General features: G+C 69.1%; 23 protein-coding genes. 4 read left to right on the top strand and 19 right to left on the bottom strand.

The genetic code is table 11. The annotated features are described in order from the left end of the window. Positions 1-128: 128 nt before the first annotated feature. Positions 129-500: a hypothetical protein gene (locus tag JQX13_RS18345; protein ID WP_203410270.1), complete on the bottom strand. Its 372-nt coding sequence runs from the start codon at positions 498-500 to the stop codon at positions 129-131. Positions 501-728: 228 nt separating this feature from the next. Between JQX13_RS18345 and JQX13_RS18340 the strand changes: the two genes are divergently transcribed. Continuing rightward, positions 729-2360, top strand: coding sequence for a fumarate hydratase (locus JQX13_RS18340; RefSeq protein WP_203410269.1), 1632 nt, complete (start codon positions 729-731; stop codon positions 2358-2360). A gap of 51 nt (positions 2361-2411) precedes the next feature. On the opposite strand, the gene JQX13_RS18335 is transcribed toward JQX13_RS18340, so the two are convergent. Both JQX13_RS18335 and JQX13_RS18330 read right to left on the bottom strand, forming a co-directional pair. Next, the gene (locus tag JQX13_RS18335; protein WP_203410268.1) at positions 2412-2810 is read right to left on the bottom strand and encodes a hypothetical protein; all 399 of its coding nucleotides are present in this window, start codon (positions 2808-2810) and stop codon (positions 2412-2414) included. Between the two features lie 120 nt (positions 2811-2930). After that, the gene (locus JQX13_RS18330) at positions 2931-4841 is read right to left on the bottom strand and encodes a M4 family metallopeptidase (protein WP_203410267.1); all 1911 of its coding nucleotides are present in this window, start codon (positions 4839-4841) and stop codon (positions 2931-2933) included. 600 nt (positions 4842-5441) lie between these two features. Between JQX13_RS18330 and JQX13_RS18325 the strand changes: the two genes are divergently transcribed. Then, positions 5442-7049 carry a Kelch repeat-containing protein gene (locus JQX13_RS18325; protein WP_239014851.1) on the top strand — a complete coding sequence of 536 codons (1608 nt, stop codon included), beginning with the start codon at positions 5442-5444 and terminating at the stop codon, positions 7047-7049. Between the two features lie 31 nt (positions 7050-7080). On the opposite strand, the gene JQX13_RS18320 is transcribed toward JQX13_RS18325, so the two are convergent. The 8 genes from JQX13_RS18320 to hemL all read right to left on the bottom strand — a co-directional run bounded on the left by JQX13_RS18320 (position 7081) and on the right by hemL (position 16468). Beyond that, positions 7081-9048: a hybrid sensor histidine kinase/response regulator gene (locus JQX13_RS18320; protein WP_203410266.1), complete on the bottom strand. Its 1968-nt coding sequence runs from the start codon at positions 9046-9048 to the stop codon at positions 7081-7083. A gap of 63 nt (positions 9049-9111) precedes the next feature. Then, complete coding sequence (locus tag JQX13_RS18315; protein ID WP_203410265.1) at positions 9112-10896, bottom strand: ATP-binding protein; 1785 nt, start codon at positions 10894-10896, stop codon at positions 9112-9114. Continuing rightward, on the bottom strand, positions 10893-11906 hold the full coding sequence (locus JQX13_RS18310) for an ATP-binding SpoIIE family protein phosphatase (RefSeq protein ID WP_239014848.1): 1014 nt from the start codon (positions 11904-11906) through the stop codon (positions 10893-10895). The genes JQX13_RS18315 and JQX13_RS18310 overlap by 4 nt, the downstream gene beginning before the upstream one ends. After that, a complete protein-coding gene (locus JQX13_RS18305; protein WP_203410264.1) occupies positions 11897-12277 on the bottom strand; it encodes an anti-sigma regulatory factor in 381 nt (126 codons plus the stop codon). The genes JQX13_RS18310 and JQX13_RS18305 overlap by 10 nt, the downstream gene beginning before the upstream one ends. A 4-nt stretch (positions 12278-12281) precedes the next feature. Beyond that, the gene (locus JQX13_RS18300) at positions 12282-12683 is read right to left on the bottom strand and encodes an STAS domain-containing protein (protein WP_203410263.1); all 402 of its coding nucleotides are present in this window, start codon (positions 12681-12683) and stop codon (positions 12282-12284) included. Between the two features lie 13 nt (positions 12684-12696). Next, on the bottom strand, positions 12697-13569 hold the full coding sequence (locus JQX13_RS18295) for an STAS domain-containing protein (protein ID WP_203410262.1): 873 nt from the start codon (positions 13567-13569) through the stop codon (positions 12697-12699). Between the two features lie 222 nt (positions 13570-13791). Next, positions 13792-15189, bottom strand: coding sequence for a serine/threonine protein kinase (locus tag JQX13_RS55425; RefSeq protein ID WP_275425003.1), 1398 nt, complete (start codon positions 15187-15189; stop codon positions 13792-13794). Continuing rightward, positions 15173-16468 (bottom strand): glutamate-1-semialdehyde 2,1-aminomutase, encoded by a 1296-nt coding sequence (gene hemL / locus JQX13_RS18285; protein WP_203410261.1) that lies wholly within the window; start codon positions 16466-16468, stop codon positions 15173-15175. The genes JQX13_RS55425 and hemL overlap by 17 nt, the downstream gene beginning before the upstream one ends. A 453-nt stretch (positions 16469-16921) precedes the next feature. Between hemL and JQX13_RS18280 the strand changes: the two genes are divergently transcribed. After that, complete coding sequence (locus JQX13_RS18280; RefSeq protein ID WP_203412077.1) at positions 16922-17851, top strand: DUF6929 family protein; 930 nt, start codon at positions 16922-16924, stop codon at positions 17849-17851. Between the two features lie 58 nt (positions 17852-17909). Here JQX13_RS18280 and JQX13_RS18275 read toward each other — a convergent pair whose 3' ends face one another. The 8 genes from JQX13_RS18275 to lspA (JQX13_RS18240) all read right to left on the bottom strand — a co-directional run bounded on the left by JQX13_RS18275 (position 17910) and on the right by lspA (JQX13_RS18240) (position 23999). Beyond that, on the bottom strand, positions 17910-18863 hold the full coding sequence (locus tag JQX13_RS18275; protein ID WP_203410260.1) for a tetratricopeptide repeat protein: 954 nt from the start codon (positions 18861-18863) through the stop codon (positions 17910-17912). Then, positions 18863-19117, bottom strand: a complete 255-nt coding sequence (locus tag JQX13_RS18270; RefSeq protein WP_203412662.1) for a hypothetical protein — start codon at positions 19115-19117, stop codon at positions 18863-18865. Before JQX13_RS18270 ends, JQX13_RS18275 begins: the two co-directional genes overlap by 1 nt. Positions 19118-19186: 69 nt before the next feature. Continuing rightward, complete coding sequence (locus JQX13_RS18265; RefSeq protein ID WP_203410259.1) at positions 19187-19573, bottom strand: hypothetical protein; 387 nt, start codon at positions 19571-19573, stop codon at positions 19187-19189. 179 nt (positions 19574-19752) lie between these two features. Next, the gene (locus tag JQX13_RS18260; protein ID WP_203410258.1) at positions 19753-20262 is read right to left on the bottom strand and encodes a KdsC family phosphatase; all 510 of its coding nucleotides are present in this window, start codon (positions 20260-20262) and stop codon (positions 19753-19755) included. A gap of 12 nt (positions 20263-20274) precedes the next feature. Further along, entirely contained in the window at positions 20275-21279 is a 1005-nt protein-coding gene (locus JQX13_RS55420) for an MXAN_5187 C-terminal domain-containing protein (protein WP_203410257.1), read from the bottom strand. A gap of 41 nt (positions 21280-21320) precedes the next feature. After that, positions 21321-22637, bottom strand: coding sequence for a prolipoprotein diacylglyceryl transferase (locus JQX13_RS18250; protein WP_203410256.1), 1317 nt, complete (start codon positions 22635-22637; stop codon positions 21321-21323). A 111-nt stretch (positions 22638-22748) separates the two neighbouring features. Then, positions 22749-23369, bottom strand: coding sequence for a signal peptidase II (lspA, locus tag JQX13_RS18245; RefSeq protein WP_203410255.1), 621 nt, complete (start codon positions 23367-23369; stop codon positions 22749-22751). Between the two features lie 9 nt (positions 23370-23378). Beyond that, positions 23379-23999 (bottom strand): signal peptidase II, encoded by a 621-nt coding sequence (gene lspA / locus JQX13_RS18240; protein WP_203410254.1) that lies wholly within the window; start codon positions 23997-23999, stop codon positions 23379-23381. A 176-nt stretch (positions 24000-24175) separates the two neighbouring features. On the opposite strand from lspA (JQX13_RS18240), the gene JQX13_RS18235 reads away from it, so the two are divergent. Next, positions 24176-24478: a hypothetical protein gene (locus JQX13_RS18235; RefSeq protein WP_203410253.1), complete on the top strand. Its 303-nt coding sequence runs from the start codon at positions 24176-24178 to the stop codon at positions 24476-24478. Position 24479 lies beyond the last annotated feature (1 nt).

The following is a 24479-nucleotide window of genomic DNA, read 5'->3' as shown; positions in this document are numbered from 1 at the left end:
TGGAGAACCGTTTTTTCTCCCACTAAGAGAGGGCTAGGGTGAGGGTATTTCCCTCCCGTATTCCCTCCCCGTGTAACGGAATGCGCGAACTGGAGGACCCAGGGGTGAAACCCGGGTGACGACTACCCTCACCCCCCGCCCTCTCCCAAAGGGAGAGGGAGCACCCGCGGCGTTCGCAGGATGTCCTCCAACCTCACGGAACCGAAGGCCACCGCCGGAATCTCCGAGATGCTCCAGTCCTCCAGCGCCTCGGCGTCGATGAGCACCTCCGGCTTGGGCAGGAAGGCCCGGAAGCAGTCCTCGAGCCCCAGCCCCGCCGCCACCTTCCGGGCGTGCTCGGCCCCGTGCCGGCTCCACAGGTACAGGCCCCCTCCCCTTCGCGCGAGCTCCCGGATTCGCGCCACCATCCGCTCCGGGGGGATGCGCGTGTCGGCGCCGGACACCAGCGTGTCCTCGGCGTCGAGGTAGATGGCCGAGCAGGGAACGACGGGGGCGGTCATGGGCGCCACAGGATGGCACCCCCGGAAGCGCTGTCCAGCGCGTCACCTCCCGCCCGCCCCCAGGGCATCCGGGCGGCGCCCCCCTACAATCGCTCGTCGCTCACATGAGGGTAGGTTTTCGGCCTGTTCCAGGCAGACTCCCCGGACGGACAGCTCCCTGCTGACAATCGGGGAATGGGGACCCAGACTCGCCGGTCCAGGTCCAGCCAACCGTTGGAGAAGGCCACGATGAACGACTTCCAGTTCCAGGACATGCTGCCGCTCGGCAAGGACGAGACGCCCTACCGGCTGCTCACGAAGGATCACGTCTCCACCTTCGAGGCCGGCGGGAAGACCTTCCTCCAGGTCGCTCCCGAGGCGCTCACGCTCCTCACCCGCGAGGCCATGCGGGACATCTCCCACCTGTTGCGGCCCGGCCACCTGAAACAGCTCGCCAACATCCTCGAGGACCCCGAGGCCTCGTCCAACGATCGCTTCGTGGCGCTCGAGCTGCTCAAGAACGCCAACATCGCCGCCGGTGGCGTGCTGCCCTCCTGCCAGGACACCGGCACCGCCATCGTCATGGGCAAGAAGGGCCAGTATGTGATGACGGGCGGGGGCGACGAGGCGGCCATCTCGCGCGGCGTGTTCGACACGTACCGCACCGCCAACCTGCGCTACTCGCAGATGGCCCCGCTCGACATGTACAAGGAGGTCAACACCAACAACAACCTCCCTGCTCAAATCGAGCTCTACGCCACCGACGGCGACGCCTACAAGTTCCTCTTCATGGCCAAGGGCGGTGGCTCGGCCAACAAGAGCTACCTCTTCCAGGAGACGAAGGCGGTCCTCAACCCGCAGAGCCTCCTGACCTTCCTCGAGTCGAAGATCCGTTCGCTGGGCACCGCGGCCTGCCCGCCGTACCACCTGGCCATCGTGGTGGGCGGCACCTCCGCCGAGTTCGCGCTCAAGACGGCCAAGTACGCCTCGGCGCGCTACCTGGACACGCTGCCCACCGAGGGCAACTCGCTCGGCCGCGGCTTCCGCGACGTGGCCCTGGAGCAGGAGGTCCTCAAGCTCACCCAGCGCACCGGCATCGGCGCCCAGTTCGGCGGCAAGTACTTCTGCCATGACGTGCGCGTCATCCGCCTGCCCCGCCATGGCGCCTCGTGCCCCGTGGCCATCGCCGTGTCCTGCTCGGCCGACCGCCAGGCGCTCGGCAAAATCACCAGGGACGGCGTCTTCCTCGAGCAGCTCGAGACGGACCCGGCGAAGTACCTGCCGGAGACGAAGGACACGGACCTGTCGGGCGACGTGGTGAAGATCGACCTGAACCGCCCCATGGCCGACATCCGCGCCGAGCTGTCGCGCTACCCCATCAAGACGCGCCTGTCGCTCACGGGCCCCATGGTGGTGGCGCGCGACATCGCCCACGCGAAAATCAAGGAGCGCCTGGACCGCGGCGAGGGCATGCCGCAGTACCTCAAGGACTACATGGTCTACTACGCGGGCCCGGCGAAGACGCCCGAGGGCTATGCGTCCGGCTCGTTCGGCCCCACGACGGCGGGCCGCATGGACGCCTACGTGGACCAGTTCCAGGCGCAGGGCGGCAGCTTCGTGATGCTGGCCAAGGGCAACCGCTCGTCGGCCGTCACCGAGGCCTGCAAGAAGCACGGCGGCTTCTACCTGGGCTCCATCGGCGGCCCGGCGGCCCGGCTCGCCAAGGACTGCATCAAGAAGGTCGAGGTGCTCGAGTACCCGGAGCTCGGCATGGAGGCCGTCTGGAAGATCGACGTGGTGGACTTCCCCGCCTTCATCGTCGTGGACGACAAGGGCAACGACTTCTTCGCGGACATCAACAAGCCCTCGAAGAAGGCCTGAGCCCCCGTCCCACGCGGGAGGCCCGGTGGCGCCGGGCCTCCCCGGGACGGCTCAGTGCTTCAGCCCTCCCGCCACGTGAGGCGTGGTGGGCAGGTTCTCCAGCCCGTGGGCGAGCTGGAAGGTGTAGCGCACACGGGGCGCCGACTTGAGGCCGCCCACGAGCTTGAAGAGGAAGTAGCCGCGCTCCACGTTGTCCGGGTCGGGCGTCACCTGCACCTGGAGCAGGTCGGAGGTGTCGAGCACCATCTCGCCTACCAGGCGCTTGCCCAGGATGAGCTGCACCACGGGCGTGCCGCTCTCCTCGGCGAAGAGGACCCAGTGGAGCGCCTCGGCATCGTAGAGCCAGGACTCCTCGGTGCCGAGGCTGAGGATGCAGTTGGTGTGGTCCAGGAGCCAGTCCCAGAACCGGTCGAAGGGGAGCGTCACTCCCGATTCTGTCTCGATCGCCATGCCCCCCCACATACCGCAGGTCGGGGGCTTGTGGGGAATGGCCCGCCCAAAACGAAGCCCCCGGGAGGCATGCCTCCCAGGGGCCCCGTTCAACTCACGACGTGCCCGGCTTCAGGGTGCTCAGTAGGAGCCCTTGAGCGAGAGACCGGAGTAGGCGCTGTAGCCGCGCACCATCACGTAGATACGGGTGGCCGAGGTCTTCGCGGCGATGCTGCACGACTCGGCGTTGCCGGTCTTGTACGGACGGCAGTCGTACGAGCTCGTGGTCGGCTGCGAGCCGGCCTTCACGTACAGGTCCGCGTCACCCGAGCCACCGCTGATGGCGAAGGTGGACGCCTTGCTGGCCGGCACGTCCAGGTAGTAGTAGGCGGCGGAGCTGGCGGCGCCGGAGAGGCCCGTGACCGCCGTGCCATTGGTCAGCGCCGTGCCACCCGTGGGAGGCGTCGTGGTGCTGCCCACGCCCACCGCGGCCCAGGCCGCCGTCACGGACGCGACGTCCGCCTCGGAGTAGCCGAGCGCCGTCGCGGCCTGCTCGGTGTACGTCTTCGCCTGGGCGTACTTGGTGGAGGCGGTGAAGAAGTCCGTGTTCGCCTTGTAGAAGATGGCGCCGGCCTTCTGCACGCCGATGCCCGTCACGTTGACGGTGCTCTTGCCGCGCGGGTGCGTGCCGCCCCTGGACAGCAGGGTGAAGGCCAGGTTGGCGATACCCGAGCTGTAGTGCACGTCCACGCTGCCAGAGCTGCTCGTCCAGTAGTCGAGCGACTTGCCGTCCTTGGCCGGGTCGTACATGTAGCGGAGCGCGTCACCGGAGGTGGCGGGCGTCCAGATGTCGTCGCCGACCATGAACACCGCGTTGGTGGTGGCCCAGGTGCCCGAGTCGTAGCTCTCGCAGTAGGCGCCGAAGATGTCGCTCATCGCCTCGTTGAGGCCGCCGGACTCACCCGAGTAGGTGAGGTTGGACTCGCTCGAGGTCACCGCGTGGGTGAGCTCGTGCGTGGTCACGTCCGCGGACAGGCCGAGCATGCCCGAGTTCACGCCGTCGCCATCGCCATACACCATCTGGGTGCCGTCCCAGTACGCGTTCACGTAGTTGCGGCTGTAGTGAACGGTGCTGATGAGCGTGGCGCCCTTGTTGTTGAACGAGTCGCGGTTGAAGTTGTTCTTGTAGCAGTTGTACGTGCCACCCAGCTTGTCGTAGTTGCCGTCGACGTGGGCGTCGCCCGTGGCGGCCTGGCCCTCGGAGCGCTTGAGGGTACCCGGCGTGCTCGAGCCGTTGTTGGCCGAGTACACCTTGCGGTTGAGCGCCGTGTGGATCTTCGAGTGACGCTCCAGGATGGAGCCGTCCAGCGCGCTCACGTAGACGAGGTCGCGGATGGGCAGGTCCTCGCCCTCACCCGACACCGTCACCTCGTAGGCCAGCTTCAGCCGGTTGTCCTGGCTGGAGCGGATGTACACCAGGCGCGAGCCCTCGATGTCCAGGTGGCTGCCCGAGGTGTTGTCCAGCGCGGCGAACTCGGCGGCCTCGGCGGAGATGGAGGCCTTGGCGGAGACGATCTCCCCATCGCGCGCCGTTCCGTTGGCCGCGGTGATGGTGCCGTTGGGCGCCACGTGGACGATGAGCTCCTCGTTCACCACCGGCAGGCCGTTCTTCATCTGGCCATAGCGGATGTGCGTGACGCCCTGCTCGTCCACCTTGGAGCGCTTCGCCACCAGGTTGGAGGCATCCAGACGGAACACGGCGGCGATGCCGGGAAGCGCCTTGCTCACACGGCCGTGCGAGTCACCGGCCGCGAGGCCCTGCACGGACTCGCTGGCCGAGCCCAGGTTGCCGCTGATCATGAAGGGGAAGTCCTTCTCATCCGCGCCAACGACCCGGGCGGAGGGCAGCGCGGCGAGCGCGGCCTGGACGTCTCCGAGCGACTCGGCGTCGTCGAACTTCTGGGCGCCCTCGGGGAGTTGGGAATTGTCGACCTCGCACGCGGCGAGGGGGAGGGCGAGAAGCGCAGCAGCGAGGAAACGCGTACGGAACACTGGGGGAAACGCCTCCTGTGCCGACGGCGCCATGCCGTCGGACGCCAGGACATGAAGCAGGGATCGAGCCAAGCCCAGAAACCCCTGAAACTCCTCCGTACCCGCATGCTCCCGACTTCGCCCTGGAGTGCCGGTGTCGCAGCGGACATAAGCCCGGATGTATCCAGGCTTTACATCCACTTCATGCAAGCAATTGATTTCAGGGGGTTCCGACCAAGAGCGGGGGGTGTCCTCATTCGAGACGGATTTCTCGAAAGAGGTGTATGGATTGACACCCGTCGGATGTCTGACTTACGACATCCGGCCTTTCTCTCGAACCTCAGGAAACGAGAGGGAAATATTACGCAAGATGACAAAGGGTTGCAAGCCAGTCCTGATGAAATCTTCTTGTGACTTCATCAATATTCCGCGCACAACCGTCGACGCGTCAAACAAACCAACGCTTCACGCGCTCCTCACGGGTTGCGCGCGCAAAAGAGAGGGATTGGAATCCAGCTCATCAGGAAAAATACAAACAGACAGGATATCGAGAAAAGCGGAATGATGGCGGCGGCTGCTCAGGAAACCGTTCGCGCGGCATCCCGACAGGATCCACACCGCATGAGAACCGTGAAACTCGTCTCCTCCCTCGCCATTGCCCTCCTGATGCCGGCCTGTAGCGAGCCCACCGCAGAAGACTCGAGCAAGCTCGTCACGAGCGCCGCCGCGCTGACCTCCGGGGTCTCGCGCGGGTGCACCTTCACCGTCTCGTACAAGGAGGTCGTCCCGCCCTTCCCGCCCACGTACGTGCCCGTCATCACCCGGCAGGCCTCGGCCTCGTGCCCGTGGGGCGCGGGCAGCGTGGAGCTCGAGGGCGCGTACGACCCTCCCCAGCTCTCCCTCGTGGCCAATGACTTGGGGGTCGCCGTCAGCTACACGAACCGGTACTCGCCGAGCGGCACCTCGGGCTCATGGCTGGAGATCCGGCACCTGGCGCCGGACACCCTGGCGGTGGTGCGCTCCGAGGCCCTCCAGTCGTACGGAGAGCGCAGTGCCAGCTACGTCAGAGGGTCGCTGTCTCTCCTGAGCGATGGCACCACCCTGAAGGTCAAGGGCGAGAAGGGCGGCAGATTCCTCTCGGAGGAGACCTTTGGTGGCCAGTACTACGTCGCGACGTACCCGGACTTCTTCACCAGCACCACGGCGCCCAACATCGTGGTCTCGGAGACCCCGCTCCAGGAGCAGGCGGGCTCCTGGAGCACCGACGGCAACCTGACCGAAGCGCGCTCCGAGCACACCGCGACCGTCCTCGAGTCGGGCGAGGTGCTGGTGGTGGGCGGCACCACGGACGGCAAGACGGCGGAGGTGTACAACCCGTACATCCACGTCTCGACGCCCACGCCCCCGCTCGGAGCCCGGCACATCAGGCGCCACACCGCGACCCTGCTCCCCTCGGGCAAGGTGCTGGTGGCGGGTGGGTGGCTCGGCAGGGCCCCGACCTACCACAGCTCCGCTGCGGAGGTGTTCGACCCGGCCACGGGCACGTGGTCGTACGCGGACAGCATGAACGAGGGGCGCAGCGCCCACACCGCGACCCTGCTCCCCTCGGGCAAGGTGCTGGTGGTGGCTGGCACCACCACCAACTTCTGGACGAACAGCTCCGCGGAGACGCGCTCCGTGGAGCTGTACGACCCGGACACGAACGAGTGGAGCGCGGGGCCCTCCATCTTCACTCCTCGCCGCAAGCACACCGCGACGCTGCTCTACTCGGGCAAGGTGCTGGTCACGGGTGGTGACCTCGACTCACAGCCGCAAAAGGACGCGCAGTTGTATGACCCGGCCACGAACAGCTGGTCGTTCGCGCCGGACATGCCGCGGGCACGCACCGGCCACCTCGCCGTCCAGCTCTACTCGGGCAGGGTGATGATCCTCGGTGGAGGCCACGACGCGGTCGACTTCTATGATCCGTACAGCGGCCTCGTCTGGCTCCCCGGCCCCACCCTGCCGGGCGGGGCCTCGGCCGTCAGCGCGACGCTGCTCTACTCGGGCGAGGTGCTGGTGACGACCTCGAGCGGACAGGCCTCCCTGTACGATCCATCGACGGACGCGTGGCAGTCCGCGGGCACGCTGTCTTCGCCCCTGGGCCATGCCGCGACGCTGTTGCACACGGGAGAGGTGCTGGTGACGGGCGGCATCAACTCCAGCACCGTGCAGCGCTACACGCGCTGAGCGGGAACCGGCGAGCCGGGGCCGGACGAGCTCAGGCGGTGGGGTGCCGCTCCACGGTGGGGAGCTGCTCCAACAACCGCTCCAGCTCGTCCGGATTCACCGGCTTCACCATGTGCAGGTTGAAGCCCGCCTCCACCGCCAGCGTCCGGTGATCGCCGCTGTAGCCCGTGAGCGCCACCAGGAAGACGTCCTGGCCGCCCTCGCTCTCGCGAATCCTGCGCGCCACCTGGAAGCCATCCATCCCCGGCAGTCCCAGGTCCACCAGCGCGACGTGCGGCCGCAGCGAGGAGAAGAGCTGGACGCCCTTGAAGCCGTCCTCCGCCACCTCCACCCGGTGGCCCCACATCTCCACCAGCTCGCGCAGCACCTCGCGCGTGTCCTCGTTGTCCTCCACCAGCAGCACCCGCCGCACCGAGGAGTCCTCGGACTTCTCCGGCTTCACCTCGGCGGGCTCGGACGCGGCCGCCTCCTGGGCGGCCTCCTCCTGGGCGGCCTCCTCCTGGGCGGCCTCCAACGGCAGGCGCACCACGAGCTCGCTGCCCTTGCCCTCGCCCTCGCTGTGCACCGACACCGTGCCACCGTGCAGCTCCACCAGGCGCCGCACCAGCGTCAGCCCGATGCCCAGTCCGCCCCGGGAGCGGTCCAGCTGCTGCTCGGCCTGGACGAAGAGCTCGAACACGCGAGCCATCAGCTCCGGGCTCATGCCGATGCCCGTGTCCCGCACGCGCAGCACCGCCTGACGCTCCTTGCCGTGGCGCTCCACCATCACCCCGACGAAGACGTGGCCTCCGGGCTCGGTGTACTTCCTCGCGTTGTCCAGCAGGTTGGAGACCACCTGCTCCAGCCGCGTGCCATCCCCGTTGAGCCACAGGCTCTCCGAGGCCGCGGGAAACGACACCTCCAGGTGCAGCCCCTTCTCCTCGAGCGACCGCCGGCGTGCGTCCACGCTGTGCTGCACCACCTGTCGCAGATCCACCGGCGCCCGCCGCAGCTCGATGTGGCCGCGGTTGAAGCGCGACACGTCCAGCAGATCATCCACCATGCGCGCCATGTGCTGGCTCTGCCGCACCATCACCCGCATCGCCTTGGACTCGGAGCCCTCCGGCTGCGTGGCCTCCGCCAGGTGCAGCGCGTTGACGATGGCCGCCAGGGGGTTGCGCAGCTCGTGCGCCAGCATCGCCAGGAACTCGTCCTTGCGCCGGTCCGACTCCGCCAGGTCCGCCGCCCGCTGCCGCAGCGCGTCCTCCAGCTCGCGGCGGTGGGTGATGTCCGTGAGGATGCGCACCGCCCCCACCACCGTGCCCCCGGCGCCCTCCTCCACCGGATTGGCCGCCACGCGGTACCAGCGCGCCCGCAGGCACACCTCGGCCTCCCCGAGGCAGGCCAGCACCGCCCCGCAGCACGGAGGCAGCGCGGCCTCGGTGTCCGACGCCGCCCGCATCAACTCCTCGAAGGGCCGCCCCAACACCCGCTCATCGGACAGTCCCAACAGGGACACGAAGGCCCGGTTGGCGCGCATCACCCGCCCGCCCCGGTCCAACAGACACACCCCGTCTCCCAGTGAGTCGAAGGTCGTCTTCCACTGCAGCGCCGCGGCGCGTGCCTCCTCCTCCGCCTGGCGCATGCGCAGCAACGAGCGCACCGTGGCCAACAGCTCCGCCGAGTCCACCGGCTGCGTCAGGTAGCCATCCGCCCCGCTCTCCAACCCCTCCACCTTGTTCTCGGTGCGGATGTAGTTGGCCGACAGGTGCAGCACGGCGATGCCCGCCGTGCGAGGGTCCGCCTTCAGCCGCCGGCAGACCTCGATGCCATTGAGGTCCGGCAGCTTCACGTCCAGGATGACCAGGTCCGGCCGCGCCTCGGCGGTCAAGCGGAGTGCCTCGGCCCCGGTGCCCCCCTCCAACACCTGGAAGCCCGCCGCCCGCAGCATGCGCGTGACGGCATAGCGATTGGCGTCGTTGTCGTTGATGTTGAGGAGGATGGGTTCCCTTTGAGACACGCTGCGGTCTCCTCAAGGTGACTCGCGAATACTCGCGAAGGAAGGAAGAAGGTGGGGTGGCGCTCAGGGCTGGCGGGAGAGGCCCCCAGGTCGGTGACCCGGGCCGGAAAGCGCCTTTTGTACCATTTCGAACGCCGTCTCCCGCGTGAGCCCACTCTTGGAGAGGATACCCACCACGTGGGGAAGCAGCTGCCCGCGCTCCTGCTCCGTCAGCGAGCGGCTGGTATGGATGACGACCGGGATGTTCCGGGTGGCCTGCTCGCGCCGCAGGGCCTCCAACACCTCGAAGCCATCCATCCCCGGCAGCGACATGTCCAGGAGGATGGCGGCCGGCCGCACCTCGCCTGCCAGACGCAGCCCCTCCGGACCCGACGCCGCCTCGCGGAACTGGAGGGAGGTGTCCCCCAACAGCCGCTGGAGCAGGTAGCGAGCGACCTCATCGTCGTCGATGATGAGCACCGTGCGGGCGTGCGAACCATCCGCCTCCAACGTCTGGGAGGCGCCCTCCTCTTCCCCCGCGGCCCGCTGCCGTTGGGTGTAGTCGCGGGACACCGTCGCATGGAAGGTGCTGCCCTTGCCCGGCTGGCTCTCCACGGTGAGCGAGCCGCCCAGCAGCTCCGCCAGGCGCCGTGACAGAGGCAGCCCCAGCCCCGTCCCCTTCACCCCCTGCTGGTGGGGGCCCTCCACCTGGACGAATTCCTCGAAGATGCGCTCCTGGTCCTCGGGGGCGATGCCCACGCCGGTGTCGCTCACCGAGAACACCACCGTGTCATCGGGGCCGGGGGCCACCGACACCCGCACCTCGCCACGGTGGGTGAACTTGAGCGCGTTGGAGACGAGGTTGCGCAGAATCTGGGAGAGCTTCCGCTCGTCGGTGTGCAGCTCCGGCATCTCCGGGGGCTCATCGAAGACGAGCGACACGCCCTCGTTCACGCGCAGCGGCCGGAGCATCCCGCGCAGCGCGCCGAACAGCTCCGTCACGGAGAAGCTCGCGCACAGCACCTCCGAGCGGCCGGATTCGATCTTCGCCAGGTCCAGCAGGTCGTCGATGAGCTCCTGCAGGGCCTCGCCGGACTTGCGGATGAAGAGGAGCTGCTTCTCCTGCTCGGCGTTGAGCGGCCCGTCGATGCGGTCCAACATCAGCCGCGAGAGGTTGAGCACGGAGCTGATGGGCGTGCGCAGCTCGTGGCTGACGTTGGAGATGAAGCGCGTCTTCATGTCCGAGGCGCGGCGCAGCGCCTCGGCCTTCTCCTCCAGCTCGGCGTAGAGAGCCACCACGCCGCGGTTGGTCTCCTCCAGCTCGCGGTTGAGCCGCTCCACCTCGGCCTTGCGCGCGTGCAGCTCCTCCAGCGTGCGCAGCAGCTCCTCGTTCTGCCGCTGCAGCTCGTCCGCGGCGCTGTCCCGCCGATTGCGCTCCAGCTCCTGCCGGAGCGACTGCACCACCAGGGACGAGGGCGAGGCGTGCGGCAGACGCTGGGCCATCTCCAGCAGGAGCCGGCCATCCCCGCCCGGCCGCAGCGCCATCCGGTCCATCAGCCGCTGCGCGGGAGCGAGCGCGGGCCCCGGCCGGAGCGTGTCCGGCGTGCTGCCCGCGACGAGCCCGTGGTTGGAGTTCGGGGCGAGCACCCGCACGACCAGGGAGGGCTCCGGCGAGTCCTCCAACAGGAACTCGATGTGGCCATTGGCCTCGGAGGCGGCGAGCCGCGCCACCTCGGAGATGGCGGTGGCGATGCGCACCTGATCCTGTCCATCGAAGCCCAGGGCCTGGGCGATGTGCCGCCCCCGCTGCCGGGTGTTCACCACGTCCTGTCCGGTGCGCAGCTCGGCCTGGAAGATGGAGGCGCTCAAGGCATGCCTCTCCGGGAGGTCTCCCGCGCCACCAGCACCGTCGCGTCGTCGCGCCCTCGGGAGAAGTCCCGGAACAACACCCCGGCCACCACGCCTGGATGCCGGGCGAGCAGCCCGGGATAGGCATCCACCCGCCACTGCGTGGCCAGCCCGTCCGAGCACATCACCAGGGTGTCCCCCTGGTTCCACGTGTAGCTGAACTGCTGCATGCGGTGCGTCTGGTGCCCCAGCGTCCCGTTCATGGAGACCATCCGCTGGATGCCACCCTCTGGCGACACCACGGCCGCGGCGATGTTGCCCACGCCGGAGAAGTGGAGCCGCGCCCCGTCCAGCGCGGTGAGCGCCACCGCCGCGCCCCGGGTGCTGTGCAGCTCCTGGTGCGCGCCGCGCAGCAGCTCCACCACGTCGCTCGAGCCCTGCTCGAGGAAGGACACCACCGCCGCGCGCGAGGCCCGTGCCGCCTCGGGCCCATGACCCAGGCCATCCGCGACGAGGAAGACCAGGCGGCCGTCCTTGCGGTCCACCGCCCAGGAGTCACCGCACACCTCCTCGCCCGTCTTCGGCACGCACACCACGCCCACGTCCAGGCCGTCCTCCGGAGGAGGCTTGCCGGACCACAGCCGGGCCAGCACCACCGTCCCCACGCCGGGTTGGGAGTAGATGTCGAACAAACAGGACATGCGCCGCATGGCGCCCAGGCCCGAGCCCCCTGTGCCGGCGGTGGAGTAGCCGTCACGCAGACAGCGCTCCACGTCCACCATGCCCGGCCCCTTGTCCAGCGCGAGCATCTCCACGCCCACGTGGGAGCCGGCGTGGAGCGTGCGCAGGAGGATCTGCCCCTCGCGCGCATGGGCGACCAGGTTCTTGGCCGCCTCGCTCACCACGATGGCGACCTTGCCCTGATCCTCCTCGCTGAACCCCAGGCGAGCCGCCAGCGCCGAGGCCGTCCGGCGCGCATGCCCCGCCTGACTGCTCTCCGTGACCGCAATCGCCGTGGAGCTCACTTCCATCGTGTCACCGTGACCCGGGTCCCCTCCCCTACTTTGGAGACGATGTCGAACTCGTTCACGAGCCGCCTGGCGCCCCCCAGCCCGAGCCCCATGCCGCCACCCGAGGTATACCCATCGCGCATCGCCAGCTCGACGTCGGGAATACCCGGCCCCTGGTCCTCGAAGGACAGCCGCAGCCCGCGGCGGATGCCTTCCTGGACCACCGCCAGGGTCACCTGCCCGCCCTTGCCGTAATCCAACGTGTTGCGCGCCAGCTCACTGGCGGCGGTCACCATCTTGGTCTGTTCCACGAGACTGAACTTGAGCTCGGCCGACCACGTTCGCACGGCCTGACGCACGAGCACCAGGTCCTGCGAGGAGCGGATCGGCATCACCTCAGTCCTCAAGACTTGCATCCGGGACCTCGAGCTCCGCCTCGTCCGCCTCCATGGAGGCCTGCAACAGCGCCATGCCCTTCTCGACGTTGAGGGCGGTGCGGATACCGGGCAGGGACATCCCCAGCTCCACCAGGGTGATGGCCACCGCTGGCTGCATGCCCACCACCACCGTCTGCGCGTCCAGCACGCGCGACATGTTGGCGATGTTGCCGAGGATGCGTCCGATGAAGGAGTCCACCACCTCCAGCGAGGAGATGTCGATGAGCACGCCGCGAGCGCCGGTCTCGACGATCTTCGAGGTCAAGTCATCCTGCAGGGTCACCGCGAGCTGGTCGTGCATGTCCACCTGGATGGTGACCAGCAGGACCTTGCCCATGCGGAGGATGGGAATGCGCTCCATGAGAAAGCTCCGCCTAGACCTTTCCCACCGCGTTGCGAGCGCCCGAGCTCGTGACGGACTGGCTGAGGCGCTTGAGCGCCCAGTTGAAGGCCCCCGCCACGCTGGACTTGGTCACCACGCCAGCCAGGTCCACGCCCAGGTGAACGATGGTCTGGGCAATCTGCGGCCGGATGCCGCTGATGACGCACTCGGCGCCCATCAGCCGGGTGGCCGTCACCGTCTTGATGAGGTGCTGGGCGGTGAGGGTGTCCACGGTGGGCACGCCGGTGATGTCGATGATGGCGATCTCCGCGCCCGTCTCGACAATCCGCTGCAGCAGCGTCTCCATCACCGTCTGGGTGCGCCCGCTGTCCAGCGTGCCGATGAGCGGCAGGCAGACGATGCGGTCCCACAGCTGCACCACGGGAGTGGACAGCTCCATCATCTCCTGCTGCTGGCGGACGATGACCTCCTCGCGCGTGCGCTGGTGCACTTCCGTGGTGTAGAGGCCCAGCTTGTCCAGCAGGGAGGTGGCGCTCCACATCTCGTCCACCACCGACTGCGGCTGTTCGGCAAGTTCGCGGCGCAGCCGGTCGAACAGGGGCTGCTTGAGGCTGAAGATGAAGATGGCCGTCTCCGACGGGGAGAAGCCCTGCAGGCTGCGCGAGCGCGACAGCCGATCCAGCATCTCCCGCACGCCCGCGTACCCGGAGGTGGTGATGTCGGTGAGGTTGCCGGACTCGGTGGCCTGGATGAGGAGCCGGAGGAACTCGGAGCACTGCTCGCGCAGCTCGGCTTCCTTCATCAGCGCGTCACGGCGAACCCCGCTGGTGACAATGGCGGCGAGCCACTCAGTGAGTAGCTCGGAGGAATACTTCTTCAAGATCTCGTGGATACGAGTGGTCAACGAAAGCCTCCTGGGCTCCGCCTGTAACACATGGGCAGGGGGGCACTCGTGGGTCGAAATCCACCTGTGACGTGGACCTGCTTTCGTGTGTTCACTTCCACGCGGAGCACCCTGCTGGACGATAGCCGCCGGGCCGGGAGTGAAATTCCCGCGGCCGGTGCTGGCACGGTTTTCGAATCGTTCCACTTACCCGTCGGAGCAGACGGGCTGAACGGGCGTGCCTCAGCCCAGCAGCCACACCACCAGGAAGCCCATCGCGAGCGCGACGAGGAACAGCCCCGCGGCGAGCCACCCCTTCCGGGATGTTCCGTCCACCGGAGCAATGGCGGCGCCCTCTCCGCCCTCCTCGATGGCCAGCACCAGCGAGGACACCTCGCCCTGCCGCGCCACGGCGGCCTCACCGGTGACGTCCACGTCGAAGGCCATCCGCACCTCGCGCGAGCGCGGAGTCAGCAGGGCCCGCGTCCCGGCGGAGCCCGGCGTCTCCGGCTTCGCCTCCTCCACCAGTTCGACCTCCGCGGAGGGCACGAAGTCCGCGGGGGCATCGAGCGCCCGGTGCTCGAAGGCCAGCGCGGTGGGAGGCGCGAAGGAGGACAGCTCCTTGTCGGTGAGGGGCGCCCGGGGCCCGGCCCCTCCTCGCAGCAGCTCCGCGAGCACGCCATCCTCCACCGCCTTCTCCTTCGCGAAGGCCTGCCCCATCAGCCGCGCCAGATCCGCCTCCCCCACGTTGGGCGCGAACTTCTCCCGCAGGGCCCGGAGCGCCTCCCCGAACGCCGCCGCGTCCTGGAAGCGCGCCTCGGGCTCGGTGGCCAGCGCCTGGAGCACCACCGCGTCCACCTCCGGTGGCAGGCCCGCCCGGTGCCGGCCCGGCGGCTCCCATTGAGGGTACGCCGCGCGCTTCCACCGCTCGGAGACGTCTCCCCGCTGCGCCAGCGGCTGCCAGGCGAGCAACTCCCAGAGCACCACGCCCGTGGCGTACACGTCCGCCCGCCGGTCCACGGGCTTCTTTCGCGCCTGCTCCGGCGCCATGTACGAGATGCTGCCCATCACCACGCTCGGCGCCGTCTGCGCCTGCTTCAGCGTGGACTGCGCCGCGCCGAAGTCGATGATCTTCACCTCGCCCGCGTAGGAGATGCACACGTTGGCCGGCGACAGGTCGCGGTGCACCAGGTGCAGCGGCTGGCCGTACTCGTCCGTCGCGTCGTGCGCGTACGTCAGGCCCTGGCACATCCGCTCGCCGATGAGCAGCACCAGCGCCACGGGCAGCACCCGGCCCCGGTTGCGCAGCCGCCACGCGAGCCGGTTGAGCGTCTTGCCCTCCACGTACTCCATGGCGAGGTAGAGCTCTCCGGCCACCTCGCCCATGGCCCACACGCGGGCGATGTTGGGATGGGCCAGGCGCCGCACCACCCGCGCCTCGTCCCGGAAGCGGGCGAGGAACTGCGCGTTCCCCGCCAGCGAGGGCAGCACCTTCTTCACCACGCAGGCGCGGCCCGGCCCCTCCTCGCGCGCGAGGAACACCTCTCCCATCCCCCCGTACCCGATGCGCCGCACCAGGGTGTAGGGGCCGAAGGGGATGGACCCCGGCCTCGACGCCTCCTGCTCAGGCCCCTTGTCCAAGCGAGCGGAATGCCTTGCGGGCCGCCCGGAGGATGTGCGCCACCTCGGGCTCGTTGATGGACAGCGAGAGGAACGCCGCCTCGAACTGGCTCGGCGGCAGGTACACGCCCTCCTCCAACATCTGGTGGAAGAAGCGGCCGTAGCGCGCCGTGTCGCTCTTCTTCGCGCTCGGGTAGTCGTACACCGGCCCCTCGGTGAAGAAGACGGTGAACATGCTGCCCACGCGGTTGATGGTGACGGGGACGTTGGCCTCCTTCGCCTCCGCGCGCAGGCCCGCCTCGATTTCCCGGCCGACGAAGTCCAGGCGCTCGTACACGCCCGGGGCGCGCAGGGCCTGGAGGCTCGCGATGCCCGCGGCCACCGCCACCGGATTCCCCGACAGCGTGCCCGACTGGTACACCGGCCCCTCGGGAGCAATCTTCGACATGATGTCGCGCCGCCCGCCGTAGGCCGCCAGCGGCATGCCGCCGCCGATCACCTTGCCGAACGTGGTCAGGTCCGGACGCAGGCCGTACACCTCCTGCGCGCCGCCGCGGGCCAGCCGGAAGCCCGTCATCACCTCGTCCAGGACGAAGAGCACCCCGTGCGCGCGGCACAGCGCCTGGAGGCCCTGCAGGTAGCCCTCCTCGGGGATGAGCACGCCCATGTTGCCCACCACCGGCTCGATGATGGCGCACGCGATGTCCTGCGCCCGCTGCGCGAACAGGCGCTCCACCGCGCCCAGGTCGTTGAAGGGCGCCGTCAGCGTGAGGCTCGCCACCTCCTTGGGCACGCCCGGCGAGTCCGGCAGCCCCAGCGTCTCCACGCCGCTGCCCGCCTTCACCAGGAACGGGTCTCCCGCGCCGTGGAAGCAGCCCTCGAACTTGAGGATGTAGTTGCGGCCCGTGAAGCCGCGCGCCAGCCGCACCGCCGCCACCGTGGCCTCCGTGCCGCTGGAGACCAGCCGCACCTTCTCCACGCTCGGCACCGTGGCGCAGATCTGCTCGGCGAACTGCACTTCCAGATCCGTGGGCGCTCCGAAGGTGGTGCCCCGGCGCGCCGCCTCGACGACGGCCTCCACGATGGGCGGATAGGCATGTCCCAGGATGAGCGGACCCCAACTCCCCACCAGGTCCACGTACCGGTTGTCATCCACGTCCGTCAGCCACGCGCCCGCGCCTTCCTTGAAGAAGACGGGCTCACCGCCGACGCCCCGGAAGGCACGCACCGGGGAGTTCACTCCACCGGGAATTCGCTCCTGCGCTCGGGAGAAGAGGGCCTTGCTCTGCGAGTGGTTCATGTGCGCTCCATAACACGCGGCGTGTGTGCCCACCGGTTTCAGCCTTCATCACCAGCCGGCTGGCGACTTGATTCCCGCGATGCATTCGTCTACACCGCGCCGCCACTTCCTGGTTTTACGGATTATCGGGAGTAGGTGAACTATCCGCGACGGTGGTTTTATACGTTCCCGCGCCCGAAAGCATGCTGTCACCGGGTTGCCGTGACGAGCGCTGGGGTGGGGGTATCCGGGGGGAAGGCCCCCACCCCAGCCCGCTCCCCGCGCGAGCAGGGGCGCGAGGGAGAGATGTTGAAAACCCATCAAATCACGCCGCTGGCCGCACCACGTCCAGGAGCATGAGCCCTTCCATCGTCCCGCCGATGAGCAGTCGTTGGCGCGAAGAGCGGCTCGCCGGGAGTACACGACGGCGCCTCGGCCTGGGCCGGAGTGCTCGGAGATGTAATCTTGCGTCCCATGCTCCGACTCACCCAGCGCCGGAACCTGACCCTGCAAGCGCCCGAGACTCCGGGCGGCCATGCCCACGTGTCCGCCGCGAGTGGGCTGGTGCGCACGGGCAATTGGTTGCACGTCGTCGCGGACGACTCGCTCTTCCTGGCCACCTTCCCGCTCGAGGGCGATGCGCCCGGCCAGCTCCTGCGCCTCTTCCCGGGCGAGCTCCCGCTGGAGCCGAAGGCGCGCAAGGCGCTCAAGCCGGACCTGGAGGCGCTCTGCCTGCTCGGCGCGCTCGCGGACGCGCCACACGGGGCGCTACTGGCGGTGCCCTCGGGGAGCACGTCGGTGCGGATGAAGGGAGTGCTGGTGCCGCTCGCGGCGGACGGGAGCCTCGCCGGCCCGGTGCGCGAGGTGGACTTCACCAGCCTCTACACGCAGCTCACCCGGGAGCTGGGGCCGCTCAACGTGGAGGGCGCGGCGGTGTCCGGCCCCCGCCTGCGCCTGCTCAACCGAGGCACCGGGGACCAGGGAGCGGACGCGGTGGTGGACCTGGACGCGGGCCGGGTGCTGCGCACGCTGGAGGCGGGCGAGCCCCTGCAGCCGGACGTGGTGCGCACCGTGCGCCGCTGGGAGCTGGGCCGCTCGGGCAACGTGCGCCTGTCCTTCACGGACGCCGCGCCCCTACCGGACGGCCGCATCGTCTTCACCGCCGCCGCCGAGGACACCCGTGATGCCTACGCGGATGGCACGGTGATGGGCTCGGCGGTGGGCGTGCTGGCCCCGGACGGCTCGCCGATGTTCCTCGACGGGGTGGACGCGAAGGTGAAGCTGGAGGGCGTGGACGCGAGGGTGGAGCGCGGCCGCATCCACCTGCTGCTCGTGGCGGACGCGGATGACCCGGCCCGAGCCGCCCCTCTCTTCGAGACCGTGCTGGAGGGCGTCCCGGCGTGACCCCGGGGAAAACCGCGACCCCTTCCCCTCTCCCCTCGGGAGAGGGAGCAGCGGCGTGTCAGTCGCCGTAGTCGCGGGCGGCTTCCTCGGCCGAGCCGCCCACCGCCTCCACCGAGTTGCGGTGTTTCTTGCGGGGAGTGGGAGCGGGGCCTCGGCTGAAGGCGGCCTTGCGGTCGAGATGCTCCGGCGTCGTCGCGGCGATGCGGCGGCGGGCCCGGGCGATGGCGTCCTGCACCATGGCGGGGTCCGGGTGGTTCTTCAGCGCCTGGACCCACGTCTCGATGGCCTTCTCGTTGTCCCCGGACTCGGCCTTGATCTTCCCCATCTCGAAGGCGGCGTGGGGCGCCAGCTCCGAGTCCGGGAAGCGCGTGATGAGGTCCGCGTACGTGCGCGAGGCCTCCTGGCGGTAGCGCTGCACCTCGGCCATGCTGGTCGGCAGATGCACGGCCTGCATGTGCAGCGCCTGGGCCTGCAGGAAGATGGAGTCATCCACGAAGGCGCTGGTGGCGAAGCGCTCCGTCAGCTTGCGCGTCTCCAGCACGCACTGCTGGTAGTCCTGCAGCTCGAAGTACAGCTTGGCCACCTGGTAGTGCAGCTCGGCGCCCTGGGGCGGGTTGCGAGCCAGCGCGGCGGTGAGCTGATCGATGGCGCCGCGCAGGTCGCGGAAGTGCACGCGCAGCAGCTCGGCGAGCACCACGCGGGCTTCCAGCGCCTCGGGCGATTCGGGACACTGGGCGATGAGCTCCTTGTAGACGCTCACCGCCTCCTTCACCTTGCGCAGCTCGAGCCAGTACACGTCCGCGGCGCCCTTGAGGGCACGGGCCTTGAGCACCTGGGCCTGCGCGGACTCATCCCTGCGCAGCTCATCCAGTGCCTTGCGGTACTCCACGAGCGCCTCTTCGGGGCGCTTCTCGAAGATGGAGTCGCGCGCGCGTTGCATGTGGTCGGTGGCGCCGTCGCGGGTGCAGCCCGGGGCGAGCGCGAGGGCCAGGAGGAGCGTCAGGCGCCGCACTAGCAGGCCTCCGGGAAGACACGGACACACTCGGTATCCAGGCATCGGATGCACGCATCCAGGACGTCGGTATCGCTGACGCACAGCGTCACGCCCGAGGAACGAGGACAGTCCTCGGAAGCGATACAGCGGTAGACGCTCCCCTGGCCGTCGGTCAACTGCTTCTGACCACACTCCTCGGGAGGAGGAGAGGTGCCGCAGCCGGCGAGCCCGGCCACGACAGCAAGGACGAGTGCTCCAATCCGGGTTCTCACGGCCCGGCGTTGTATCCGGAATCGGACGCTTCGTCACGGAAGCCGGCGCCCGTCCGCCCGGCCGCGGGGTTAGTTGTTGCTCAGCGGCTCCCGCTTGCCCGAGGTGAGCACCGTGGAGTCCACCGCGGCCATGCTGCGGCTCTTCTTGATGCGGCGCGCCTTCTCCTCCATGCGCGCGTAGTGCTTCGCCATCCCCATCAGGTGCTCGTCCGACACGCGGCACTGGATGGCCGACACCTCCTGGTGCCGCCGTCCCAGCTCCGCCCACAGGTGCATCATGGCCTGGTTGCCGAGCAGCCGCGTCTCCACCTCGTCGAGCGCCTCGTCCATGAGCTCTTCCTCGGCCTGCAGCTCCGCGAGGCGGGCCTCCGCGTCCTCGGGGGGCTCCACGCAGCCGCTCGCCAGACACAGCACGGCCACGAGCCCGAGCCCCCACCTCCGCGTCCCTCCTGCCATCGCCCACCTCGAAGTCCGGTGCATGTGCCAGTCCACGTCCACGAGCGTCAGGCGGGGCCTCGACGCGTGGCGGAAACTAAGAAGCTCCCCCCACCGGCACAACCTCCGCTGGCGCGGATTGACACCTTCTTCATTCAACGGATTTCAAGAAATGACGCCGGGCCCGTCCCCGGCGGCCCTCAGGGGGCCTGCCGATGACGCAAAATGAACTCACACACCTCGCGCGCCGCGCCGAAGCCCGCCGGCCGCTGCGCCACGTAGTGCACTTGTGAACGGACCTCGTCCGGAGCCTCGGGGGGTGCCGCGGAGAACCCCACCGCCTTGAGCAGCGGCAGGTCCACCAGCTCGTCGCCCATGTACCCACACCGGTCCGCCGTCACGTTCAAGAGCGCCAGCAGCTTCTCGAAGTGGGCCACCTTGTCCTGGCTGCCGAAGTGCACGTGCTTGAGGCCCAGCGACTGCATCCGCATCTGCGCCGAGAGGCTGTCACCGCCGGAGATGGCCGCCACCTCCAGCCCCGCCTCCTGCAGCCGCTTGATGCCCATGCCGTCGCGCACGCTGTACATCTGCGTCCAGCCCGAGTTGGGTACCCAGAAGATGCGCCCGTCGGTGAGCGTGCCGTCGATGTCGAAGATCATCACCGACAGCTGGCTCACCCGCGCCTTGAGCGCCTCGAGGTTCTGGTTCATCCGCGCACGCTCTTACTTCGGGACGGCCTTGAGCACGGCCTTGCCGTCCTTGATGACGACCTTGAACTCCACCGACTTCGCGCCGTGCTGCTTCATCAGCTCCGGCACCTGCTTGCGCAGCGAGGCGGCGATGGAGTCGTAGCTCATCTTCGACGTGTCCTCGTTGTTGCGGCGCTTGGCGGCGACGTACGCGTTGTAGACGGACTTCAGGTTGTCGTCGGAGAGCTGGGTGGGGCCGCTCGCCGAGGCGGGACGCGGCGCCGCGGGCCTGGGAGCCGCGGGCGGACGAGCCGCCACGGGGGCCACGGGCGGAATCGCGGGAGTCACGGGCGCGACGCGCGGCACCACGGGCGCCACCGACGGCACCAGCGGCGCGACGGAAGGAATCGACGGGACGCCCGTGCCCCGGGGCGGCGTCACGGGCGCCACCGACGGCACCAGCGGCGCCACCGACGGCACCAACGGGGCGACCGACGGCACCAGCGGCGCCACCGACGGCACGCCCCGGAAGGGCACCGACCCCGACACCTCCTCCACGTCGAAGTCCTCGTCGGGCAGCTCCACCACTTCCTGGGAGCGGGACCTGTTGGCGTCTGGCTTCTTCTGCTTCTCGACGCGGCGCTTCGCCTTGACGAGGTCGCGCTTGTAGGTGCCGTTCTCGATTTCCAGCAGCGTGCGCTGCCACAGCCGCTCGTAGGTGACGAACTTGCCGTGGATGGACTGCACGCGGAACTTGGCCGCGGTATTGCGCACGAAGCTGCTCTTGAGCCGCTCCACCCGCTTCTTGAGGTCCTCGTACTGGCGCGTGGGCGGTACGCGCTCCATCCCCAGGAAGTACTGCTCGTAGGTCACCTTCAACGCGGCCAGTTCCGCTTCGATGGCGTCGCACTCCTGGAAGGCCTGCTCGCTGCCCGACTTCGTGGGCATGCCGGACTTCGTGTCGCTGGTGGCAGCGGCCAGCCGGGCGGAGGACTTCGCCGAGGCGCCGGTCTTCGATTTCGAGGGCTCGTACGACATGGGCTCTCAGAGTGTCCCCAAGACGCGACCTGGGATCAACCTCATGCCGGGCTCGGTGTCGGACCCACGCCAGGCGCCTCGCTTGCCTGGCGGATCCGCCGGTACAGCAAAGTAGCGCCAAAGGTGAACATACACAGGGAGATGAACTGGCTGGTGGAGATGTTGTACCAGGCCTCCAGGGGCACCGCGTCGGCCAGCCCCGAGGCGCCCAGGGAGCGCAACAGGCCATTCAGGGTGCCGCGCTCGACGTCGCCCCGGAACAGCTCCACCGAGGTGCGCAGCACCGCGTAGCACATCAGCCACAGGGCGAAGATCTGCCCGTGGAAGCGCCGGAAGCGCCGGGCGTACAGCAGCGCCAGGAAGAGGACGAGCTGACCCACGGACTCGTAGATTTGCGTGGGGTACACCGGCAGCGTGGTGCCGTGCTGGGCCACCCACTCGGAGATGCGCACCGCGCCAGGAGCCGCGTGATGCAGGATTTCCCCGGTGGCCTCCACCACGTAGCGGTGGTCCTGCGCCTGCGACTGGAAGGCGAGGCTGGAGGTGCCCCCGAGCCGTCCGAAGAGGTCCCTGGCCAGCCCGGAGCCGGGGAAGTGGGCCATGAAGCGCGAGCCGGCCGCGGTGACGTCCCCCCAGCAGCAGCCGGCGGAGAAGCACCCCAGCCGCCCCAGGCACTGGCCGAGCGACACCGTGGGGATGGCCACGTCCGCCAGGCGCAGGAAGTCCATGCCGTTCTTGCGCGCGAAGTACCAGGCCGCCAGGGCCGCGCCGATGAGGCCACCGTAGAAGACGAGCCCGCCGCCCAGCGAGAAGACCTGCGTCCAGTCGCGCGCGTAGTCCTGCCAGTTGACGAGCACGAAGAGGACGCGGCTGCCCACGAGGCCGCCCACCAGCACGTAGAAGGACAGGTCGAGGATCGCCTCGCGCTTGCGAGGGCCCTCGGTGTCCACCCACTGACCGCCTCCCTGGGCATCCGGCACCCACGTGAGCTTGCGCCACTCCTCCTGGGCCAGCCGCGCCGCCACGGACGCCGCGGTGATGAACCCGGTGGCCAGCAGCACGCCGTAGGTGTGGACGGGGATGCCCTCGCCCTTTCCTCCCGGGATGGCGCTCGCGGGCAGCGCGTAGCGCAGGCCGAACCACGCGAGGGCCGCCGCGAAGGCCCCATAGGAGAGAGCGCGCGTCATCCGCTGCCCGGACGTGGGCGCCGCGGGCTTCTCGCCCCTGGCTCCGGGCGTCCCCTCGGCGTTACGCCAGCCGTTGTAGGCGATGTACGCCACGGCGGCGAGCGCCACGGCGTACAGCAGGAGTTGGGACCACAGGGCCGTGAAGGTGAAGTGGACGAGAAGGGGAAGCATGGGCAGGCACCGTGAACGAGCGAGGCCGTGCACGTTACCCGTTCACGGGCCCTCGAAGGTGGGGGGAGGCGGCACCGGAGCCGGGCCGCCGGGAGGGGGAGCGACCCGACGTCAGGGACGGGCCTCGGCCGACTTCTCCTGCTGCTTGGGCGTCTCCTTGCGCACGAAGGCGTCCACCATGAGCAACCCCACGCCCACCACGATGGCCGAGTCCGCGACGTTGAAGGACGGCCAGGCCGCCTTGTCGTACCAATGGGCCTCGAGGAAATCGATGACGAAGGCCCGGGCGATCCGGTCGATGTAGTTGCCGATGGCCCCGCCGAGCACCAGGGGCAGGCCCCACAGCGCCCAGCGCTCCTTGGGGTCCGTGCCGCTCAGCCGGCTGAAGTACCAGGTGATGAGCACCACCGCGCCGATGCTCACCACGTGGAAGAGCGAGCTACGCACGTTGGGCGGCAGGTCGCGGAAGAGGCCCCAGGCGGCCCCCGGGTTCTCCGCGTAGCGCAGGCGGAAGAAGGACGGGAGGACCTCGATGTGGCGCTTGGGCCGGTAGTGCAGTCCGGAGAAGCCCGGGGCCGGAGGCTCGCCGTACATGGCCGACAGCCGCTCGCCGAACGTCGGCCGATCATCGAAGCGGGTGGTCAGCTCGCGGACGACGAGGTACTTCGTCCACTGGTCGAGGACGATGACGCCGAGCGCCACCGTCAGCAGGATGAGATATTTGCGGGGCACGGGTGCGGCTTATACCACCTGTCCCCCCGGCGTCACGGATTCCACGGGCTTACGCTCGAACAGGGAGTCCAGCAGGAGAAGCCCCACCCCCACGCAGATGGCGGCATCGGCCACGTTGAAGGTGGGCCAGCGCATGCCGGGCTGGTTGCGCCAGTGCCAGTCGATGAAGTCGATGACGTAGCCGCGCAGCAACCGGTCCACGAAGTTGCCCAGCGCCCCTCCGGTGACGAGCGCCAGCGCCCAGCGCGTCATCCGCTGCTCCGGGGTGAGCCGCACGTACATGAAGAAGATGAAGCCGAGCGCCACCAGGCTCACCAGGTGGAAGAAGGGCCGGCGCACGGACTCGGGCAGGTTGGCGAAGAGGCCCCAGGCGGCGCCCGGGTTCTCCACGTAACGGAAGTGCCAGTAGTTCTCGATGAAACGGTAGGGCCGGGTGGACCGACGATACGCGCCCGCCACGGGCGGGTCGTTGTCCAGGTTCTGCTCGGAGAAGAAGCCCTCCACCCGCGCCAGTCCGGCGCGACCATCCAGCGCCTCCGTCAGACGCGACACGGCCAGGTATTTGGTCACCTGGTCGGCGGCGAGGGTGGCGAGGCCCACGAGGATCAGGACGCGAAAGCGGTGCACCATGAGGCCCGCAGGTCTACCTTGCCCCTGGGGGCCTGACAACCGGGCCGGGAATGCAACCGGGCAGTCAGCGGGTTGACCCGCTGGGTGCCTCGAAATGGGGCATGGTGGGGATGATGCAGACTGTTGAGCCGCCTGTGACGCCGAATCCGAACGAATCTCCCGCCCCACGAGCCGTGGTGGCGAAGCCGCCCCTCAAGGAGCGCCTCAAGTCGCTCATGGCCGACTATGGTCGGCTCGCCATCTGGGTGTACTTCATCATCTTCTTCGGCTCCTGGGCGGGCTTCGCCCTGGCCATCCACCTGGGCTTCCAGGTCGAGGGTGCTGGCGGCGCCACGGGCGCCATCGGTGGCGGGTACGTGGCCGCCAAGGTCACCCAGCCGGTGCGCATCTTCGCCACGCTCGGCCTCACGCCTCCGCTGGAGCGCGTGCTACGCGTCGTGCCGAAGGTCCACCGCTTCTTCACCGGCCGCTCGTCCTGAC

The sequence above is a fragment of the Archangium violaceum genome, from assembly GCF_016859125.1.
Lineage (GTDB): Bacteria > Myxococcota > Myxococcia > Myxococcales > Myxococcaceae > Archangium > Archangium violaceum_A.
The sequence above is the reverse complement of the archived record's forward strand: the minus strand, read 5'-3'. Positions and strand labels throughout refer to the sequence as shown.

Bases quoted from the DNA above. Each gene is read 5' to 3' on its own strand.
- JQX13_RS18345 (WP_203410270.1), bottom strand. From the start codon at position 500: ATGACCGCCCCCGTCGTTCCCTGCTCGGCCATCTACCTCGACGCCGAG.
- JQX13_RS18340 (WP_203410269.1), top strand. From the start codon at position 729: ATGAACGACTTCCAGTTCCAGGACATGCTGCCGCTCGGCAAGGACGAG.
- JQX13_RS18335 (WP_203410268.1), bottom strand. From the start codon at position 2,810: ATGGCGATCGAGACAGAATCGGGAGTGACGCTCCCCTTCGACCGGTTC.
- JQX13_RS18325 (WP_239014851.1), top strand. From the start codon at position 5,442: ATGAGAACCGTGAAACTCGTCTCCTCCCTCGCCATTGCCCTCCTGATG.
- JQX13_RS18310 (WP_239014848.1), bottom strand. From the start codon at position 11,906: ATGGAAGTGAGCTCCACGGCGATTGCGGTCACGGAGAGCAGTCAGGCG.
- JQX13_RS18305 (WP_203410264.1), bottom strand. From the start codon at position 12,277: ATGCCGATCCGCTCCTCGCAGGACCTGGTGCTCGTGCGTCAGGCCGTG.
- JQX13_RS18300 (WP_203410263.1), bottom strand. From the start codon at position 12,683: ATGGAGCGCATTCCCATCCTCCGCATGGGCAAGGTCCTGCTGGTCACC.
- hemL (WP_203410261.1), bottom strand. From the start codon at position 16,468: ATGAACCACTCGCAGAGCAAGGCCCTCTTCTCCCGAGCGCAGGAGCGA.
- JQX13_RS18280 (WP_203412077.1), top strand. From the start codon at position 16,922: ATGCTCCGACTCACCCAGCGCCGGAACCTGACCCTGCAAGCGCCCGAG.
- JQX13_RS18265 (WP_203410259.1), bottom strand. From the start codon at position 19,573: ATGGCAGGAGGGACGCGGAGGTGGGGGCTCGGGCTCGTGGCCGTGCTG.
- JQX13_RS18260 (WP_203410258.1), bottom strand. From the start codon at position 20,262: ATGAACCAGAACCTCGAGGCGCTCAAGGCGCGGGTGAGCCAGCTGTCG.
- JQX13_RS55420 (WP_203410257.1), bottom strand. From the start codon at position 21,279: ATGTCGTACGAGCCCTCGAAATCGAAGACCGGCGCCTCGGCGAAGTCC.
- JQX13_RS18250 (WP_203410256.1), bottom strand. From the start codon at position 22,637: ATGCTTCCCCTTCTCGTCCACTTCACCTTCACGGCCCTGTGGTCCCAA.
- lspA (WP_203410254.1), bottom strand. From the start codon at position 23,999: ATGGTGCACCGCTTTCGCGTCCTGATCCTCGTGGGCCTCGCCACCCTC.